This window comes from Pseudomonas sp. IT-P12 (assembly GCF_949767465.1).
Lineage (GTDB): Bacteria > Pseudomonadota > Gammaproteobacteria > Pseudomonadales > Pseudomonadaceae > Aquipseudomonas.
In genome coordinates this window covers 180,733-196,554 of record NZ_CATKPY010000027.1, presented here as the reverse complement: position 1 = coordinate 196,554, position 15,822 = coordinate 180,733, and the positions used below count along the sequence as shown (strand labels likewise).

17 protein-coding genes are annotated in these 15,822 nt (G+C 59.0%); 9 read left to right on the top strand and 8 right to left on the bottom strand.

Going from position 1 to position 15,822, the window contains the following annotated elements; translation table 11 throughout:
- Nucleotides 1-68: 68 nt before the first annotated feature.
- The 4 genes from ACM6IM_RS27745 to ACM6IM_RS27730 all read right to left on the bottom strand — a co-directional run bounded on the left by ACM6IM_RS27745 (nt 69) and on the right by ACM6IM_RS27730 (nt 2,166).
- A complete protein-coding gene (locus tag ACM6IM_RS27745; protein ID WP_371048523.1) occupies nt 69-296 on the bottom strand; it encodes a hypothetical protein in 228 nt (75 codons plus the stop codon).
- 75 nt (nt 297-371) lie between these two features.
- A complete protein-coding gene (locus ACM6IM_RS27740; protein ID WP_371048522.1) occupies nt 372-635 on the bottom strand; it encodes a pyocin S6 family toxin immunity protein in 264 nt (87 codons plus the stop codon).
- Nucleotides 636-691: 56 nt separating this feature from the next.
- Nucleotides 692-931 (bottom strand): pyocin S6 family toxin immunity protein, encoded by a 240-nt coding sequence (locus ACM6IM_RS27735; RefSeq protein WP_414866853.1) that lies wholly within the window; start codon nt 929-931, stop codon nt 692-694.
- Nucleotides 932-945: 14 nt separating this feature from the next.
- Nucleotides 946-2,166: a colicin E3/pyocin S6 family cytotoxin gene (locus tag ACM6IM_RS27730; protein ID WP_414866852.1), complete on the bottom strand. Its 1,221-nt coding sequence runs from the start codon at nt 2,164-2,166 to the stop codon at nt 946-948.
- 279 nt (nt 2,167-2,445) lie between these two features.
- Between ACM6IM_RS27730 and ACM6IM_RS27725 the strand changes: the two genes are divergently transcribed.
- Nucleotides 2,446-2,811 carry a hypothetical protein gene (locus ACM6IM_RS27725; RefSeq protein WP_414866851.1) on the top strand — a complete coding sequence of 122 codons (366 nt, stop codon included), beginning with the start codon at nt 2,446-2,448 and terminating at the stop codon, nt 2,809-2,811.
- A 23-nt stretch (nt 2,812-2,834) separates the two neighbouring features.
- On the opposite strand, the gene ACM6IM_RS27720 is transcribed toward ACM6IM_RS27725, so the two are convergent.
- The 3 genes from ACM6IM_RS27720 to ACM6IM_RS27710 form a co-directional block, all read right to left on the bottom strand.
- Nucleotides 2,835-3,548, bottom strand: a complete 714-nt coding sequence (locus tag ACM6IM_RS27720; RefSeq protein ID WP_371048518.1) for an HNH endonuclease — start codon at nt 3,546-3,548, stop codon at nt 2,835-2,837.
- A 117-nt stretch (nt 3,549-3,665) separates the two neighbouring features.
- A complete protein-coding gene (locus ACM6IM_RS27715; protein WP_414866850.1) occupies nt 3,666-4,229 on the bottom strand; it encodes a Bro-N domain-containing protein in 564 nt (187 codons plus the stop codon).
- A gap of 347 nt (nt 4,230-4,576) precedes the next feature.
- On the bottom strand, nt 4,577-5,824 hold the full coding sequence (locus ACM6IM_RS27710; RefSeq protein WP_414866849.1) for a ribonucleotide-diphosphate reductase subunit beta: 1,248 nt from the start codon (nt 5,822-5,824) through the stop codon (nt 4,577-4,579).
- 542 nt (nt 5,825-6,366) lie between these two features.
- On the opposite strand from ACM6IM_RS27710, the gene ACM6IM_RS27705 reads away from it, so the two are divergent.
- Entirely contained in the window at nt 6,367-6,672 is a 306-nt protein-coding gene (locus ACM6IM_RS27705) for a hypothetical protein (protein ID WP_414866848.1), read from the top strand.
- 294 nt (nt 6,673-6,966) lie between these two features.
- Here the strand turns inward: ACM6IM_RS27705 and ACM6IM_RS27700 are convergent, their stop codons facing one another.
- Complete coding sequence (locus tag ACM6IM_RS27700) at nt 6,967-7,230, bottom strand: DUF2790 domain-containing protein (RefSeq protein WP_085578243.1); 264 nt, start codon at nt 7,228-7,230, stop codon at nt 6,967-6,969.
- 475 nt (nt 7,231-7,705) lie between these two features.
- Between ACM6IM_RS27700 and acs the strand changes: the two genes are divergently transcribed.
- The 7 genes from acs to argR all read left to right on the top strand — a co-directional run bounded on the left by acs (nt 7,706) and on the right by argR (nt 15,765).
- Nucleotides 7,706-9,661, top strand: coding sequence for an acetate--CoA ligase (acs, locus tag ACM6IM_RS27695; protein ID WP_192305769.1), 1,956 nt, complete (start codon nt 7,706-7,708; stop codon nt 9,659-9,661).
- A 698-nt stretch (nt 9,662-10,359) separates the two neighbouring features.
- On the top strand, nt 10,360-11,133 hold the full coding sequence (locus tag ACM6IM_RS27690; RefSeq protein WP_192305771.1) for an ABC transporter substrate-binding protein: 774 nt from the start codon (nt 10,360-10,362) through the stop codon (nt 11,131-11,133).
- A 91-nt stretch (nt 11,134-11,224) separates the two neighbouring features.
- Nucleotides 11,225-11,914 carry an ABC transporter permease gene (locus tag ACM6IM_RS27685; RefSeq protein WP_192305773.1) on the top strand — a complete coding sequence of 230 codons (690 nt, stop codon included), beginning with the start codon at nt 11,225-11,227 and terminating at the stop codon, nt 11,912-11,914.
- A complete protein-coding gene (locus tag ACM6IM_RS27680; RefSeq protein ID WP_201193305.1) occupies nt 11,911-12,609 on the top strand; it encodes an ABC transporter permease in 699 nt (232 codons plus the stop codon). The genes ACM6IM_RS27685 and ACM6IM_RS27680 overlap by 4 nt, the downstream gene beginning before the upstream one ends.
- A gap of 1 nt (nt 12,610) precedes the next feature.
- A complete protein-coding gene (locus tag ACM6IM_RS27675) occupies nt 12,611-13,735 on the top strand; it encodes a M14 family metallopeptidase (RefSeq protein WP_414866847.1) in 1,125 nt (374 codons plus the stop codon).
- Between the two features lie 27 nt (nt 13,736-13,762).
- Nucleotides 13,763-14,527: an ABC transporter ATP-binding protein gene (locus ACM6IM_RS27670; RefSeq protein WP_034151461.1), complete on the top strand. Its 765-nt coding sequence runs from the start codon at nt 13,763-13,765 to the stop codon at nt 14,525-14,527.
- 257 nt (nt 14,528-14,784) lie between these two features.
- Complete coding sequence (gene argR, locus ACM6IM_RS27665) at nt 14,785-15,765, top strand: transcriptional regulator ArgR (RefSeq protein WP_414866846.1); 981 nt, start codon at nt 14,785-14,787, stop codon at nt 15,763-15,765.
- Nucleotides 15,766-15,822 lie beyond the last annotated feature (57 nt).

Genomic DNA, 15,822 nt, shown 5'->3' with positions numbered 1-15,822 from the left:
TGTGGAGCGAGCCTGCTCGCGATTTTCACCCCGTGGCGAGGACGCTTGTCGTGTTCCTCTGGCTCTCCTCAACGCTCGCTACTGGTTAAAAAAAGAGTCAGGTTATGCGGGAGTGATAACGCGCAGGTTTTCTCGATTTCGCGGATCTGTGTTTTTGTCAGTTTGTAGTCGTACACATAATCCTTTTTATCTTTCCAGCCCATTAACGCAGCCAGCTCGTTGCTGAGAATTGGCAGTGTTGTTTCATATGACGCGAAATAATCTCCATCGCGTACGCCCATGACGCTGTGCTTCAAGGCTCTATCCTCTGTGTCTGATCTCCAGTTGTCTCCACCCGTTTGTTGTACTTCCCGTTGCGGTCAGACCGAGTTTCATGACGGGCTCGGGTTCTTGAGGCAAGTGCCGACAAAGTACTCCAGGCCATCAGGAAACCCGACGCCTAGAAGTTCGGAGAGCGCCATCACCTGACGCTCGCTCAGCAGTAATTCGCCCGGCTCCATTTCGGCGAGGGGCTTTGATTCAATGAGTTGAGCGACCTTTTCATTGAGCTCAATACCTTCAATGTCCAGCTCGAACTGGAGAGAATCGTCCTGCTTGTCATCCGGATAGAAGCCAGTGATCAATAGGTAGCGCATGGTTCACTCCTCACTGCTTTGACCAATGTGAACGCGCACTACCTGGCATTGTGAGCCTAACCCTCCACTCCAATAAAAATATCCAGATCAGACGGAATCACCTCTCCAACCAACCTCGAAATCTGCGCCACCTGATCAGCAGTCAACAGCCATTCCCCTGCTGCCATTTCATCCAGGCTCATGTGCCCTAGCAGCGCCACAATCCGCTCGTTGAACTCGTCATCTACATACAGCTCATACTTCAATGAACTGTCTTCAAACGCGTCAGGCAGGAAGCCCGTAATACACAGACTCATAGAGACCTCTCGGCTTATTTAGGCGTGGTTCGTCCCGATTTCGCAGGTTTGGTTTGCTTACCCGTTTCTGGGTCGAATTCGCCCAGATGCTTTCCTTGTCTGTCATACATTTCAACAGCCCCATGTTGGGCGTCCCACTCGAAAATTCGACCTTTCGTATCTTTCCAGCGCTTGCGCCGTGCGCCGCCACCTTGAACGCTGCTTTTGGATTTATCTTTTACCGCGTCAGGGAAGGCTTTCAGTTCCTTGGGTGCCTGATGGTATTTCTGATCGCCCACGCTCAGCACAATGTAAACCGGCTTCACTGATGAACCCACCGGAAACACAAGAATGAAATCCCTGTACTCAGGCGGATAGATCGGATCAACGATCATGCTGTCCGCCTGTTGGGTCGGCGGATAAACCCAGATGTGCGGTGCCTGCGGAGCGGCCTCCAGCTTGGGAATGCCCAGGATGTCGGCGCCATCGACCGCCGGCGTCCAGATCAACTCAATGCCTTCCCCAAGATCCGCGACGTACTGGCTGTCACGCAGTGCGACTTGCACCACATCAACCATCTCCCAATCGCGGTGGTTGCCGGTGTAGAACCCGTAGCCCTTGAGACTGCCGTCCGCCTTTTGCTCGATTTGCAGGCGCATACGGGTGCGAGCATGCTTGAGGGTTCGCAGTTGGTCTTCGTTATAGAGCGCGCTGTCGCCGAGGCGGGGTGACCAGAACACCGCCACCAAACCCGTCAACACGGCCACCGTCGTAGCGCCGACGGCGGCGATGGTGCCCGCGACCGGCGCTGTGAGCGCAGGCGCGCGAAGTGCCAGTTGCCCGACGCCAAGCGAAACCGTGGAACCGCTGATCGTACGTAGTTTCAGCAGGCCATCGTCGTCCGCTTCGCGAGCGCCAAGCCAGGCGATCTCACCGTAATCCGCGAGGCTGTCGGTAGGCACTCGGCCCGAAGGGTTGGAATAGTTGATGACCGCGTCGGGCAGCTTGCAGGATTTGGCGAAGACGCAACCTGCATGCACCGTTTTTTGCTCGACCTCGTTGGCCTGACGTCTGCGCATGTAGTCGTCTTGCCTGGCGAGCATGGCTTCGTAGGCGTTTTGCCGGGTTTCGCGTTCGGCGAGTTCGGAGGGCGTCATGAAACGGTAGGTGACGTGATGGCCGTCACCGGAAGGAGGATTTCTGACCTTGGGAATGTCCTTTCGCCAGCCACTGATTGTCCCTGTGTGTTCGTCCATCGGCAGCTCTGGAGAAGAGCAGGGCGACGTTATCGAACCGGAGAAATCGGGGCAGTAGGAGGCTTCTGGGATGACGTGAGGAATTGTCGCTGCTTCACGGGATGGCTACGCAATGTGCGAGCCACCGGTCTTTCTTGCAGATGCGAGAGCATCGCTACGACGCCTGACATCGCAGAGAGTTTGGTCTTGAAGACTGTTCCAGTTATGGTCAGGCACGTCACGCAACGCGAGCAACTTCAATCAACTGGATGATGACCCTTACCCCAAGGACCGTACCCTATGCCAACCCCTCTTTCCCTAGTCAGCGAACGCCTCAACAACCGCCGATTCACCGTAGCCGGCAACACCCACGGCCTCTCCGGCACAGGTACGGTCTTCCATTACCAGGTCGAAGGCGACGCCATTACCAGCACCTACCAAGGCGGCCGAATCCGCACCGGCCACCAGGTTGGCCGCGTCACCGGCGACGACACCATCGAACTGCTTTATCACTGCATCAGCATCGAAGGCGAAATCCTGGCCGGCTGGTCCCGTGGCACGGTGGGGATCGATGGGGCAGGGCGGACGACGCTGGCGTTTGTGTGGGGTTGGTTGTCGGGGGCGGAGGGTGGTGGGGAGTCGAGTTATGTTGAGGTGGTGGGGTAGAGCCACGCAGATTGATATCGCGGCTATTCGCGGATCAACCGCCCAACCTTTTCATAAAGTGACTCAGTAAATTCCACACTGTCATTCGAATGATGGCAACGCCGGTGACAGTTGGGGCAAAGCGCTACGGCGTTGCTGATTTGATCCGAACCTTTTAGGGCCAGGGGCCTGACGTGGTGGACTTCGAGAAACGGCAGGTCAAGTTTCAGAAATGGAGCAGGCTCGCCACAGCCTTCGCAATGTCCCTCCGCTTCCTTCCGAACCCAGGCTCTCACCTCAGGATCACGTACAAACGCCGTGCGAGAGCTGGCCGCCAGCTTCGGTTTCTTGATGCCCTTGGGCGGTGCATTCATTGGCTGTTTTTGAAGCGCGGCCGCTCGACGTTCGAGGGTTTCTTCGTCGGCTGTCGGTGCTTTGGGGTCGTCGGGCTTAACTCCCCGTTCAATCAGCACTGCGCGAATTGCCTGCTCGACCTTCGAGCCAACGTTTCTGGCGGGTTTGTAACCCTCAATGAACTTTCGATTCATGTTCATTAGGACAGTGGAGATGTTCTGCATCCGAAACTCGACCGAGCCTTTGGTACGAGTGAGCAAGGTCGTTTCTCGCAGAGCGAGATTCTCTTGGGCCTTCACGAATTTCTGACCATTGAGCTCCAGCGCGAGCATCTTCAAGTAGGCGTCAACAGCGGCCCGAATCTCGATCACGCTCCAGTCAGTGTCCTTTTTCTTTTCGCTCATACAGCCGCCGAGGGTTGAAAACCCTCGGACGATACTGATTAGCCATTACCGTTGTCTACGAAAATTCCTACAGAAAAGAATGACGAGTTTCGCGAGCGATCCTACAGTCGCGTTGCCTTAGCTCAGCGAATGCTTCGACGCCTGAAACATCTCCATCATCCTGCGCCGCCAAGGCTTAACCACAGGCATCCGATATTGAGTGTGATCCATCAACAGATAGGGCATATCCCGCAGCCGAATCCATCCTTCACCCTGCCAATGCAGCATGCTCAACGACATCTGCGGCCAATCCAACAAGCTCACCATCGGCCGATCCGGATGCCCCGAGGGCTGCGCATCGCGCAAGGCCGGGACCACCTGTTGGGTTAACCATTCACGCAACAATCGATTGCCTGGAACGTAGTGATACACCAGTAGCGCATACACCCCGGACTCGCTGAGCATCAGCTGCTTTTCGGGTTGCCGGTAATTCTCGATCCATAGGACCCGATGCTGATCCTTATCCAACTTGTGGACCATGCGATCACTGAGATGTACACCCATCAGGCGACCGATGTCACGAGCGCAGAACCATGGTTGGTTTTCGAGGAGTAGGGCGTGAAGAGACAGGTTGTGGCGAGTAAAAACGGTCGAGCTGGAAGGCTCGGAGATGACCGAGCGTTGCGCGATGGTGGCAGGCATATCCATTACCTCTACGTGCGAAGTTGAAGAGGGCCAAGCCCGACGTAGAGGATCTAAGAAATCCCAACAAGCGTTTTCTTCAAACAGTGCATACGTGGGCGGATGCCAGCATGCTTTCTGTGTGATGAAGATAGCTTCTACGTTGGGCGTTTCTTAGGCACCTGCAAGAAGATTAGACCTGCTCGACGTGGTGCTCAATACGGAATGTGCTGCAGTTTTCGTAGGAGATCTAGCTGCCCCTCCATCACCAGTCGACTTTTTCTTACCCACAAAAAAGCCCTGATCAGATCAGGGCTTTCTATGTTCGATTTGTCGTTCAAGTCGTCAAATCGCGGCTCACTCAGGAATCAATCCCAGCTCAACGCCCCACCTGTCTGATACTCAATCACCCGAGTCTCAAAGAAATTCTTCTCTTTCTTCAAGTCCATGATCTCGCTCATCCATGGGAACGGGTTAGTGGTGCCTGGGTACTCTTCCTTCAGACCGATCTGCGACAGGCGACGGTTGGCGATGAACTTGAGGTAGTCCTCCATCATCGCCGCGTTCATGCCCAGCACGCCGCGAGGCATGGTGTCGCGGGCGTATTCGATTTCCAGTTGGGTGCCTTGCAGGATCATCTGCGAGGCTTCTTCCTTCATTTCGGCGTCCCACAGGTGCGGGTTTTCGATTTTGATCTGGTTGATCACGTCGATTCCGAAGTTCAGGTGCATGGATTCGTCGCGCAGGATGTATTGGAACTGCTCGGCGACGCCGGTCATTTTGTTGCGGCGGCCCATGGAAAGGATCTGGGTGAAGCCGCAGTAGAAGAAGATGCCTTCCAGGACGCAGTAGTAGGCGATCAGGTTGCGCAGCAGTTCTTTGTCGGTTTCGACGGTGCCGGTTTCGAACTTCGGATCGGAGATGGAGCGGGTGTACTTGAGGCCCCAAGTGGCTTTTTTCGCGACCGATGGGATCTCGTGGTACATGTTGAAGATTTCACCTTCGTCCATGGCCAGCGATTCGATGCAGTACTGGTAGGCGTGGGTGTGGATCGCTTCTTCGAATGCCTGGCGCAGGATGTACTGGCGGCATTCCGGGTTGGTGATCAGGCGGTAGACGGCCAGCACCAGGTTGTTGGCGACCAGGGAGTCGGCGGTGGAGAAGAAGCCGAGGTTGCGCATGACGATGCGGCGTTCGTCGTCGGTCAGGCCTTCCGGGTTTTTCCAGAGGGCGATGTCGGCGGTCATGTTGACTTCTTGCGGCATCCAGTGGTTTGCGCAGCCGTCCAGGTATTTCTGCCAGGCCCAGTCGTACTTGAAGGGCACGAGCTGGTTGAGGTCGGCGCGGCAGTTGATCATGGCTTTTTCGTCGACGGCGACGCGTGCGGAGGCGCCTTCGAGTTCGGCCAGGCCTTCGGCGATGTCGAGGTTGTCCAGGGAGGCCTTGGCGCGTGCGACGGCAGGCGAGTCAGCGGAAGTCACGGCGCGGGCTTCCAGGGCGGCGGCACCGCCGGCGCTGTCGAGACGGTCCATATTGGCTTCGGTGGGGTGGCCGGCGTTAGCGCTCTTTGCCACGACTTCCGTGTCTTCTTTGTCGAATTCGTCCCAGCTCAGCATGACGTGTCGTCTCCTGCGTGAGGGCCAGAGTGCCCGTGTGAAATTGGATGGTCTGTTTTTTCACACGGCCTTGTTGGCCGCGTTGATAGCGTTTTTTGCAGCGGTACACGCAGGCAAATAAACATGAATTAGTACCGGGTTCCGAGAGCCACTGACGGGCGCAGAAATCGTTGAGGACTTCGGCGTGGGCTTCAGACTGGCAGTCCTCCCTGTAAGGGAATATTGCAGGCCGGGTTTAGGCGGCATTATAGGGAAATTTTTGCTGCCGTGGTGGGGCGAATCCGCGCACGAAGCGCTCGAGCAGGAGGGTTTTTCGGTCGGAGCGAGGGTTTACAGGGCTTTGGCCGGAGATGGCGGGCGCAGATTTTTTTTGATTAATTTTTCCGGTCGGTTTTTTTTGTTCAAAAAATAGGCAAAAAACCGGTTTTTTACTACATCTTGTGTTTTGGATCGGTTTTTGACCGGCCTGGACACAACTAAGCCCGACCGAAGTCGGGCTGTGAAGTCATGCCGGACGATCAGCTAAGGCGAGCGGCACCCACGTGATCCGAACCATCGGCAGCCAGCTTGGAAGCACCGACGTGATCAGCGCCATCGGCAGCCAGCTTGGACGCACCGACGTGGTCAGCACCATCGGCAGCCAGCTTCGACGCACCTACGTGGTCGGCGCCATCGGCAGCCAGCTTGGAAGTACCGACGTGGTCAGCGCCATCGGCAGCCAGCTTGGAAGCACCGACGTGATCAGCGCCATCGGCAGCCAGCTTGGAAGCACCGACGTGATCAGCGCCGTCGGCAGCGAGCTTGGACGCGCCAACGTGGTCAGCGCCATCGGCGGCGAAGGAGGCTGATGCGGTGGAGAAGGCAGCCGAACCCGTGCGGTCGTAACCGTCAGCGGCGAATGTGTTGGCGGCCAGTACGGAAAGGGTCAGGGCGAGAATCAGTTGGGTTTTCATGGTGGTTGCTCCAGTTCGCAGTCGTTGTATGTCTTGGTGTGGAATTCATACTACGCCGATCAATTTGATTAAAAAGCGCAAATAAATGCTTGAATCAATCGTATAAATCGATCTATACGGTTCGGCGCTTCATCGGCCTGTACAGCGAGGCGAATGGGTCGAACCGTTTAGAAGGAAGAGGGGCGGTGATCAGCCGTTGGAGCAGCCGTTGCCCATGACGCTGTAGCGCAGGATATGGCGTTGGCCTTTGGAGTCGTCGTATTCCATTTTCATGGGAACCACTTCGCAGACATTGGGCACTTCGCTCATCGATACAACTTTGGCGATGTCCAGGTGTGTGGAGTAAGTGTATTCCTCGATAACCGGTTGTTGCTGTGCGACATCAGTCGGGACCTCGTCTGCCATGGCGGTTGCGCACAGGCTGGAGAGGGCCAGAACTAATAAAGCTTTCATTTCGTTTTTACCTTTTAGAGGTCGAGTGGGGTCACGCAACCTTTTTGGGGTTGCGTGTGGAACTTGATTACCGGAGTTTTGATTAACGGCCTTCGTGGGGGCTGCAACTGTGTTAATCAGGTTTGCCTTGTTGGCGGAGCGAATTCTAGGCGTGGGGTCGGGATTCATATAGGCCGGGTTTTGATAAACACCTTTGGCAGATTTTGTAACAATCGCTGACCCGGGTGCTTTGGGTGTTCTGATTTTTTGTGGTAGCGGGCTTGCTCGCGATAGCGGTTTATCTGTGAATGCTTCGGTGACTGACAGACCGCAATCGCGAGCAGGCTCGCTCCCACAGGGGGAGGGCGGAGATGGTCAGAAGCTTGTCACGACAATTTGTAGGGGATTGTTACTACCATCGTCGAATGGTTCTATGGTGCTGGCCCGGCTAAAACTGGTGCCATACAAAAACAACTATTCCACCGAGGTAAGAAAGATGAGTGCGGCTTCTCTGTATCCCGTTCGTCCCGAGGTAGCGGCCAACACGCTGACCGACGAGGCAACCTACAAAGCCATGTACCAGCAGTCGGTCGTCAACCCTGACGGTTTCTGGCGCGAACAAGCCAAGCGCCTCGACTGGATCAAGCCTTTCACCACGGTGAAACAGACGTCGTTCGACGATCACCATGTCGACATCAAGTGGTTCGCCGACGGCACCCTGAACGTTTCCTACAACTGCCTCGACCGCCATCTGGCCGAGCGCGGCGACCAAGTCGCGATCATCTGGGAAGGCGACGATCCTTCCGAAAGCCGCAACATCACCTACCGCGAACTGCACGAGCAGGTCTGCAAGCTCGCCAACGCCCTGCGTGGCCAGGACGTGCACCGCGGCGATGTGGTGACTATCTACATGCCGATGATCCCCGAGGCCGTGGTCGCCATGCTGGCCTGCGCCCGCATCGGTGCGATCCACTCGGTAGTCTTCGGTGGTTTCTCGCCGGAAGCCCTGGCCGGCCGCATCATCGACTGCAAGTCGAAAGTGGTGATCACCGCCGACGAAGGCATCCGCGCCGGCAAGAAGGTGTCGCTCAAGGCCAACGTCGACGACGCCCTGACCAACCCGGAAACCAGCAGCATCCAGAAGGTCATCGTGTGCAAGCGCACCGGTGGCGACATCAAGTGGAACCAGCACCGCGACATCTGGTACGAAGACCTGATGAAAGTGGCGGGCACCGTGTGCGCGCCAAAAGAGATGGGCGCCGAAGAAGCGCTGTTCATCCTTTACACCTCCGGTTCCACCGGCAAGCCCAAGGGCGTGCAGCACACCACCGCCGGTTACCTGCTGTACGCGGCCATGACCCATGAGCGCGTGTTCGACTACCGCCCGGGCGAAATCTACTGGTGCACCGCCGACGTCGGCTGGGTCACCGGTCACTCCTACATTGTCTACGGGCCGCTGGCCAACGGCGCGACCACGCTGCTGTTCGAAGGCGTGCCGAACTATCCGGACATCACCCGGGTGGCGAAGATCGTCGACAAGCACAAGGTCAACATCCTCTACACCGCACCGACCGCGATCCGCGCCATGATGGCGTCCGGCACCGCAGCGGTCGAAGGGGCGGACGGCAGCAGCCTGCGCCTGTTGGGTTCGGTCGGCGAGCCGATCAACCCTGAAGCCTGGGACTGGTACTACAAGAATGTCGGCAAATCCCGTTGCCCGATCGTCGACACCTGGTGGCAGACCGAAACCGGCGGCAACATGATGAGCCCGCTGCCAGGCGCCCATGCCCTCAAGCCGGGTTCGGCGGCGCGTCCGTTCTTCGGTGTGGTGCCGGCGCTGGTCGACAACCTGGGCAACATCATCGAAGGCGAGGCCGAGGGCAACCTGGTGATTCTCGATTCGTGGCCAGGCCAGGCGCGTACGCTGTACGGCGACCATGACCGCTTCGTCGACACCTACTTCAAGACCTTCCGTGGCATGTACTTCACCGGTGACGGTGCGCGTCGCGATGCCGACGGTTACTACTGGATCACCGGGCGTGTGGACGACGTGCTCAACGTGTCCGGCCACCGCATGGGCACCGCCGAGATCGAGAGCGCGATGGTGGCGCACCCGAAAGTCGCCGAGGCCGCCGTGGTCGGTGTGCCGCACGACATCAAGGGCCAGGGCATCTATGTCTACGTCACCCTCAATGGCGGCGAAGAGCCGAGCGAGCAATTGCGCGTCGAGCTGAAGAACTGGGTGCGCAAGGAGATCGGCCCGATTGCTTCACCGGACGTGATCCAGTGGGCGCCGGGGCTGCCGAAGACCCGTTCGGGCAAGATCATGCGCCGGATTCTGCGCAAGATTGCCACGGCCGAGTACGATGGCTTGGGCGATATCTCGACCCTGGCCGATCCGAGCGTAGTGGCGCATTTGATTGATACGCACAAGACGATGAATGTGGCTTAAGCGCCGGTTCTGAGTGACTGAGAAGCCCCGTCGGTGTTGAGCTGGCGGGGCTTTTTTTGTCTGGGGATTCTGTGGTGTTCAGGCGGGCGTCTTCGCGGGCAAGCCCGCTCCCACAGTGTTTTGGGGGGGCACACATAATGTGTCCACTGGAGATCCCTGTAGGAGCGAGCATGCTCGCGATGACGCCCGCCCAAACACCGGATAACTCCCCGGCCAATAATTATCGACATCTCCTGTCACCCAATTCCCACTGTTACCTTCCTCTATTCAAGTAACTGAATGTGTAACCAGCCGCACCGCCCCGGGGCATCCAGAAACGCCCATGCCCCAATCAGGGCCACAAAATCCGCTGAAAAAAATAACACCCCACGCTGCGCTTGCCGGATTAGAAGGCTTTGCCAATAATAGGCCCGCAATTTGCAGCATAGATCGGTTCACTGTCTTTTGCTCTTGCATGAATTTGCAGGGCTGTCAACGTGTCCGGGCGGCTTTCTCGTGGCATCTGTAACTAGTTGTCGCATTGAAGAAATATCGACCTCGGGCCTGTCGTTAGAATGCCGATCACTCGCTCGTCGTTGCCCGTGTTGAAAATCCCGCGGGCTTCCTAGGACGTAGCAATACATTTCCGGTCCCACTCATTCGCATATTGGGCTGTCGCTCACTCTGCTGTTTTAGCCCTTTACCGATGGAGTCCCAAGATGAAGAAACTCGTGCTGCTTGGCGCCCTGGCACTGTCCGTGCTGTCCCTGCCCACCTTCGCCGATGACAAGCCTGTGAAAATCGGTATCGAAGCGGCCTACCCTCCGTTCGCCTCGAAAGCGCCGGACGGCAGCATCGTCGGTTTCGACTACGACATCGGCAACGCCCTGTGCGAAGAGATGAAGGTCAAGTGCGTGTGGGTCGAGCAAGAGTTCGACGGCCTGATCCCGGCGCTTAAAGTGCGCAAGATCGACGCGATCCTGTCGTCGATGTCGATCACCGAAGATCGCAAGAAGTCCGTGGACTTCACCAACAAGTACTACAACACCCCGGCTCGCCTGGTCATGAAGGAAGGCACCCAGGTCAGCGACGGCCTGACCGAGCTCAAGGGCAAGAACATCGGCGTGCAGCGTGGTTCGATCCACGAGCGTTTCGCCCGCGAAGTCCTGGCCCCGCTGGGTGCCGAGATCAAGCCTTACGGCTCGCAGAACGAAATCTACCTGGACGTGACGGCCGGTCGCCTCGACGGCACCGTGGCAGACGCTACGCTGCTTAATGACGGTTTCCTGAAAACCGACGCCGGCAAGGGCTTCGCGTTCGTTGGCCCGGCCTTCACCGACGTCAAGTACTTCGGCGACGGCGTGGGTATCGCAGTGCGCAAGGGTGATGCGCTCAAGGACAAGATCAACAGCGCCATCGTGGCCATCCGTGAAAACGGCAAATACAAGCAAATCCAGGACAAGTACTTCGCCTTCGATATCTACGGCAAGTAACACGTCCCGGCGACAAGTCCGAAATGGCGCAAGCAACAGGATCTCTGCGGTTTGCGCCATTTTTTCATCCCAACATTCGAGGACCTGAATCATGTTGAAAGGCTACGGGGCTGTCATCCTCGATGGCGCATGGCTGACGCTTCAGCTCGCCTTGTCGTCCATGGCGCTGGCCATTGTCCTGGGGCTGATCGGCGTGGCGCTGCGTCTGTCGCCGGTGCGCTGGCTGGCGTGGCTGGGCGACCTGTATTCCACGGTGATTCGCGGGATTCCCGACCTGGTGCTGATCCTGCTGATTTTCTACGGTGGCCAGGACCTGCTCAACCGCGTGGCACCGATGCTCGGCTACGACGACTACATCGACCTCAACCCGCTGGCCGCCGGTATCGGCACCCTGGGCTTCATCTTCGGTGCGTACCTGTCGGAAACCTTCCGTGGCGCCTTCATGGCGATCCCCAAGGGGCAGGCCGAAGCCGGCATGGCCTACGGCATGAGCAGTTTCCAGGTGTTCTTCCGGGTGATGGTGCCGCAGATGATTCGCCTGGCGATTCCGGGCTTCACCAACAACTGGCTGGTATTGACCAAGGCCACCGCGCTGATTTCGGTAGTGGGCCTGCAAGACATGATGTTCAAGGCCAAGCAGGCGGCGGATGCCACCCGCGAGCCTTTCACCTTCTTCCTCGCAGTGGCGGCGATGTACCTGGTGATCACCAGCGTCTCGTTGCTGGCATTGCGTCACCTCGAGAAGCGCTACTCGGTAGGCGTAAGGGCGGCTGAGCTATGATCTTCGACTACAACGTCATCTGGGAGGCCTTGCCGCTGTACTTCAGCGGTTTGCTGACCACCCTCAAACTGCTCGCGCTGTCGCTGTTCTTCGGCCTGCTGTGCGCGTTGCCCCTGGGCCTGATGCGCGTCTCGAAGAACGCGGTGGTCAACGGCGCCGCCTGGCTCTACACCTACGTGATCCGTGGCACGCCGATGCTGGTGCAGCTGTTCCTGATCTACTACGGCCTGGCCCAGTTCGAAGCGGTGCGCGAAAGCTTCCTCTGGCCGTGGCTGTCCAGCGCCACGTTCTGTGCCTGCCTGGCGTTTGCCATCAACACCAGCGCCTACACCGCGGAAATCATCGCCGGCAGCCTGCGCGCCACGCCGAACGGCGAGATCGAGGCGGCCAAGGCCATGGGCATGTCGCGCTTCAAGATGTACAAGCGCATCCTGTTGCCATCGGCCCTGCGCCGGGCGCTGCCGCAGTACAGCAACGAAGTGATCATGATGTTGCAGACCACCAGCCTGGCCTCCATCGTGACCCTGATCGACATCACCGGCGCCGCGCGCACGGTCAACGCCCAGTACTACCTGCCGTTCGAGGCGTACATCACGGCGGGCGTGTTCTACCTGTGCCTGACCTTCATCCTGGTGAAGCTGTTCAAACTGGCCGAGCGCCGCTGGCTGGGCTACCTGGCCCCGCGGAAGCACTGATATGGAACGTATCGATCATTCCCTGCCATGGAGCCACCTGGGCAGCGAGCGGCAGATCTCGGTGTTCAGCTTTGGGAATAGAGAGTGCAGCGGCGAGCGCAAGGCCTACATCCAGGCCAGCCTGCACGCCGATGAACTGCCGGGCATGCGCACCGCCTGGGAGCTGAAAAAGCGCCTGGGCGAACTCGAAGCCCAGGGCCTGCTCAACGGCGTCATCGAACTGGTGCCGGTGGCCAACCCACTGGGCCTCGGGCAACTGTTGCAGGGCAATCATCAAGGGCGTTTCGAGGCGGGCAGCGGCAAGAACTTCAACCGTGATTTCGTCGAACTCAGCGCGCCCGTCGCCGCACAACTCGCCGGGCACCTGGGCGACGACCCGCACGCCAACATCCGCCTGATCCGCCAGGCCATGAGCGATCACCTGGCGGCGTTGCCTGCCGCTGCGAGCCAGCTGCAAGGCATGCAGCGCATCCTGCTCAGCCATGCCTGCACGGCGGACGTGGTGCTGGACCTGCATTGCGATGCCGAAGCGGCGCTGCACATGTACGCCTTGCCGCAACACTGGCCGCAGTGGCGTTCGCTGGCCGCGCACCTGAACGTCAAGGTCGGCCTGCTGGCCGAGGATTCCGGTGGCAGCTCGTTCGATGAAGCCTGTTCGCTGCCGTGGCTGCGCCTGTCGCGGCAGTTCCCCGACGCGCAGATTCCCCTGGCGTGCCTGGCAACGACCGTCGAGCTGGGTGGCCAGGCCGACACCGCTCGCGACGATGCCGAAGCCTATGCCGAAGGCATCCTGGCGTTCCTCGCCGAGCAGGGGCTGATCGGCGGCGAATGGCCAAGACCGGCGCAGGAGCCTTGTGAAGGCATGCCGTTCGAAGGCACCGAGTTGCTGTTCGCGCCGCACCCGGGCGTGGTCAGTTTCCTGCGCAGGCCCGGCGAGTGGATCGAAGCCGGCGATGAAATTTTCGAAGTGATCGATCCGTTATCGGATCGGGTGAGCACCGTGTGTGCGGGTACGTCCGGGGTGCTGTTTGCCATTGAACGGCTGCGTTATGCCCAACCCGGTTTCTGGCTGGCCAAGGTGGCGGGGCGCGAAGCGCTGCGTCACGGGCGCTTGCTCAACGACTGACTGACTGTTTTTGTGAGAACCGACAGCATGTACAAACTTGAAGTCCAAGACCTGCATAAACGCTATGGCAGTCACGAAGTGCTCAAGGGCGTGTCCCTGAAAGCGGCCGCCGGCGATGTGATCAGCATCATCGGCTCCAGTGGCTCCGGCAAAAGTACTTTCCTGCGCTGCATCAACCTGCTGGAGCAGCCGCACGCGGGCCGTATCCTGCTCAACAACGAAGAGTTGAAGCTGGTGGCGAACAAGGACGGCGCGATGAAGGCCGCCGATCCGAAGCAGCTGCAGCGTATGCGTTCGCGCCTGTCGATGGTGTTCCAGCATTTCAACCTGTGGTCGCACATGACCGCGCTGGAAAACATCATGGAAGCGCCGGTCCACGTACTGGGCGTGTCCAAGGCCGAAGCCCGCGAGAAAGCCGAGCACTACCTGAACAAGGTCGGCGTGGCCCATCGCAAGGACGCCTACCCGGGGCACATGTCCGGCGGCGAGCAGCAGCGCGTGGCGATTGCCCGTGCGCTGGCGATGGAACCGGAGGTGATGCTGTTCGACGAACCGACCTCGGCGCTCGACCCGGAGCTGGTGGGTGACGTGCTCAAGGTGATGCAGGCCCTGGCCCAAGAAGGCCGTACCATGGTGGTGGTGACCCACGAAATGGGCTTCGCCCGTGAAGTGTCGAACCAGTTGGTGTTCCTGCACAAAGGCGTCGTCGAAGAAAGCGGCAACCCGCGTGAAGTGCTGGTGAACCCGCAATCGGAGCGTCTGCAGCAGTTCCTCTCCGGGAGCCTGAAGTAATCAGTGCTGCCTTTGTGCACCTTGATAGTGCATGCTTCGCAGCCTGAAGCCGGTCCCGGATCTGTGGGAGCGAGCCTGCTCGCGAGTGCGGTGTGACATCCCAAGCAGATGTCGACTGATTCATCGCTTTCGCGAGCAGGCTCGCTCCCACATTCAGATCGCTGCCCGGATCGTGACTGGTTTTGAGTTTTGTGTTCATTTACGGGCTAGCATTGGCCCATGCCTTCAACACTTGATTTCGCTTCGGATTGCCCGCCATGACTGCCCATCGAATTGGTTTCCTGATTTGGCCCAGCACTAAAGCCCTGACGCTTGCGCTGGCTGAGGAGGCCTTGCGTGTGGCCCAGCGTGTGCATCCGGAGGTGGTCTACGAACTGTCGTTCCTGCAGGCCGAAGCGCCGGACGAAGGCGCCTGGCAATTGCCGGGCGAGGCCTGGACCGGCAAGCTCGAGAATTTCCAGAAACTGTTCCTGCTCGCCGACGAGCCACCGACCGCGATGACGCCGGCACTGAGCAGCGCGCTCAAGCAACTGGTGCGCGCCGGTTGTGTGATCGGCGGCTTGTCGGCCGGGGTCTACCCGCTGGCGCAGCTCGGTCTGCTCGACGGTTATCGCGCCGCCGTGCACTGGCGCTGGCAGGACGACTTCGCCGAACGCTTCCCCAAAGTCATCGCCACCAGCCACCTGTTCGACTGGGATCGCGACCGCCTGACCGCGTGCGGCGGCATGTCGGTGCTCGACTTGTTGCTGGCAGTGTTGGCCCGGGATCACGGCGCGGAACTGGCCGGTGCCGTGTCGGAAGAACTGGTGGTGGAGCGCATCCGCGAAGGCGGCGAGCGTCAGCGCATTCCATTGCAGAATCGCTTGGGCTCCAGCCATCCGAAGCTCACCCAGGCGGTGCTGCTGATGGAAGCCAACATCGAAGAACCGCTGACCACCGACGAAATCGCCCAGCACGTGTGCGTGTCCCGTCGGCAGCTGGAGCGGATCTTCAAGCAATACCTCAACCGCGTGCCGAGCCAGTATTACCTGGAACTGCGCCTGAACAAGGCCCGGCAGATGTTGATGCAAACCAGCAAATCGATCATCCAGATCGGCCTGTCCTGCGGCTTCTCTTCGGGGCCGCACTTCTCCAGCGCTTACCGCAACTTCTTCGGCGCCACCCCGCGCGAAGACCGCAACCAGCGGCGCAGCAGCAGCCCGTTCGAGTTGTCATCGGTCCCCTCAGAGCGCGGCTGACGGCTCCCTCCAATGTAGGAGCGGGCTTGCTCCGGGCGGCGTTCCGACGATGAGCCG

What these genes read in the sequence shown, in the direction of transcription:
- ACM6IM_RS27740 (WP_371048522.1), bottom strand. Translation starts at nt 635, where the DNA reads ATGCGCTACCTATTGATCACTGGCTTCTATCCGGATGACAAGCAGGAC.
- ACM6IM_RS27735 (WP_414866853.1), bottom strand. Translation starts at nt 931, where the DNA reads ATGAGTCTGTGTATTACGGGCTTCCTGCCTGACGCGTTTGAAGACAGT.
- ACM6IM_RS27730 (WP_414866852.1), bottom strand. Translation starts at nt 2,166, where the DNA reads ATGGACGAACACACAGGGACAATCAGTGGCTGGCGAAAGGACATTCCC.
- ACM6IM_RS27725 (WP_414866851.1), top strand. Translation starts at nt 2,446, where the DNA reads ATGCCAACCCCTCTTTCCCTAGTCAGCGAACGCCTCAACAACCGCCGA.
- ACM6IM_RS27720 (WP_371048518.1), bottom strand. Translation starts at nt 3,548, where the DNA reads ATGAGCGAAAAGAAAAAGGACACTGACTGGAGCGTGATCGAGATTCGG.
- ACM6IM_RS27715 (WP_414866850.1), bottom strand. Translation starts at nt 4,229, where the DNA reads ATGCCTGCCACCATCGCGCAACGCTCGGTCATCTCCGAGCCTTCCAGC.
- ACM6IM_RS27710 (WP_414866849.1), bottom strand. Translation starts at nt 5,824, where the DNA reads ATGCTGAGCTGGGACGAATTCGACAAAGAAGACACGGAAGTCGTGGCA.
- ACM6IM_RS27700 (WP_085578243.1), bottom strand. Translation starts at nt 7,230, where the DNA reads ATGAAAGCTTTATTAGTTCTGGCCCTCTCCAGCCTGTGCGCAACCGCC.
- acs (WP_192305769.1), top strand. Translation starts at nt 7,706, where the DNA reads ATGAGTGCGGCTTCTCTGTATCCCGTTCGTCCCGAGGTAGCGGCCAAC.
- ACM6IM_RS27690 (WP_192305771.1), top strand. Translation starts at nt 10,360, where the DNA reads ATGAAGAAACTCGTGCTGCTTGGCGCCCTGGCACTGTCCGTGCTGTCC.
- ACM6IM_RS27685 (WP_192305773.1), top strand. Translation starts at nt 11,225, where the DNA reads ATGTTGAAAGGCTACGGGGCTGTCATCCTCGATGGCGCATGGCTGACG.
- ACM6IM_RS27680 (WP_201193305.1), top strand. Translation starts at nt 11,911, where the DNA reads ATGATCTTCGACTACAACGTCATCTGGGAGGCCTTGCCGCTGTACTTC.
- ACM6IM_RS27675 (WP_414866847.1), top strand. Translation starts at nt 12,611, where the DNA reads ATGGAACGTATCGATCATTCCCTGCCATGGAGCCACCTGGGCAGCGAG.
- ACM6IM_RS27670 (WP_034151461.1), top strand. Translation starts at nt 13,763, where the DNA reads ATGTACAAACTTGAAGTCCAAGACCTGCATAAACGCTATGGCAGTCAC.
- argR (WP_414866846.1), top strand. Translation starts at nt 14,785, where the DNA reads ATGACTGCCCATCGAATTGGTTTCCTGATTTGGCCCAGCACTAAAGCC.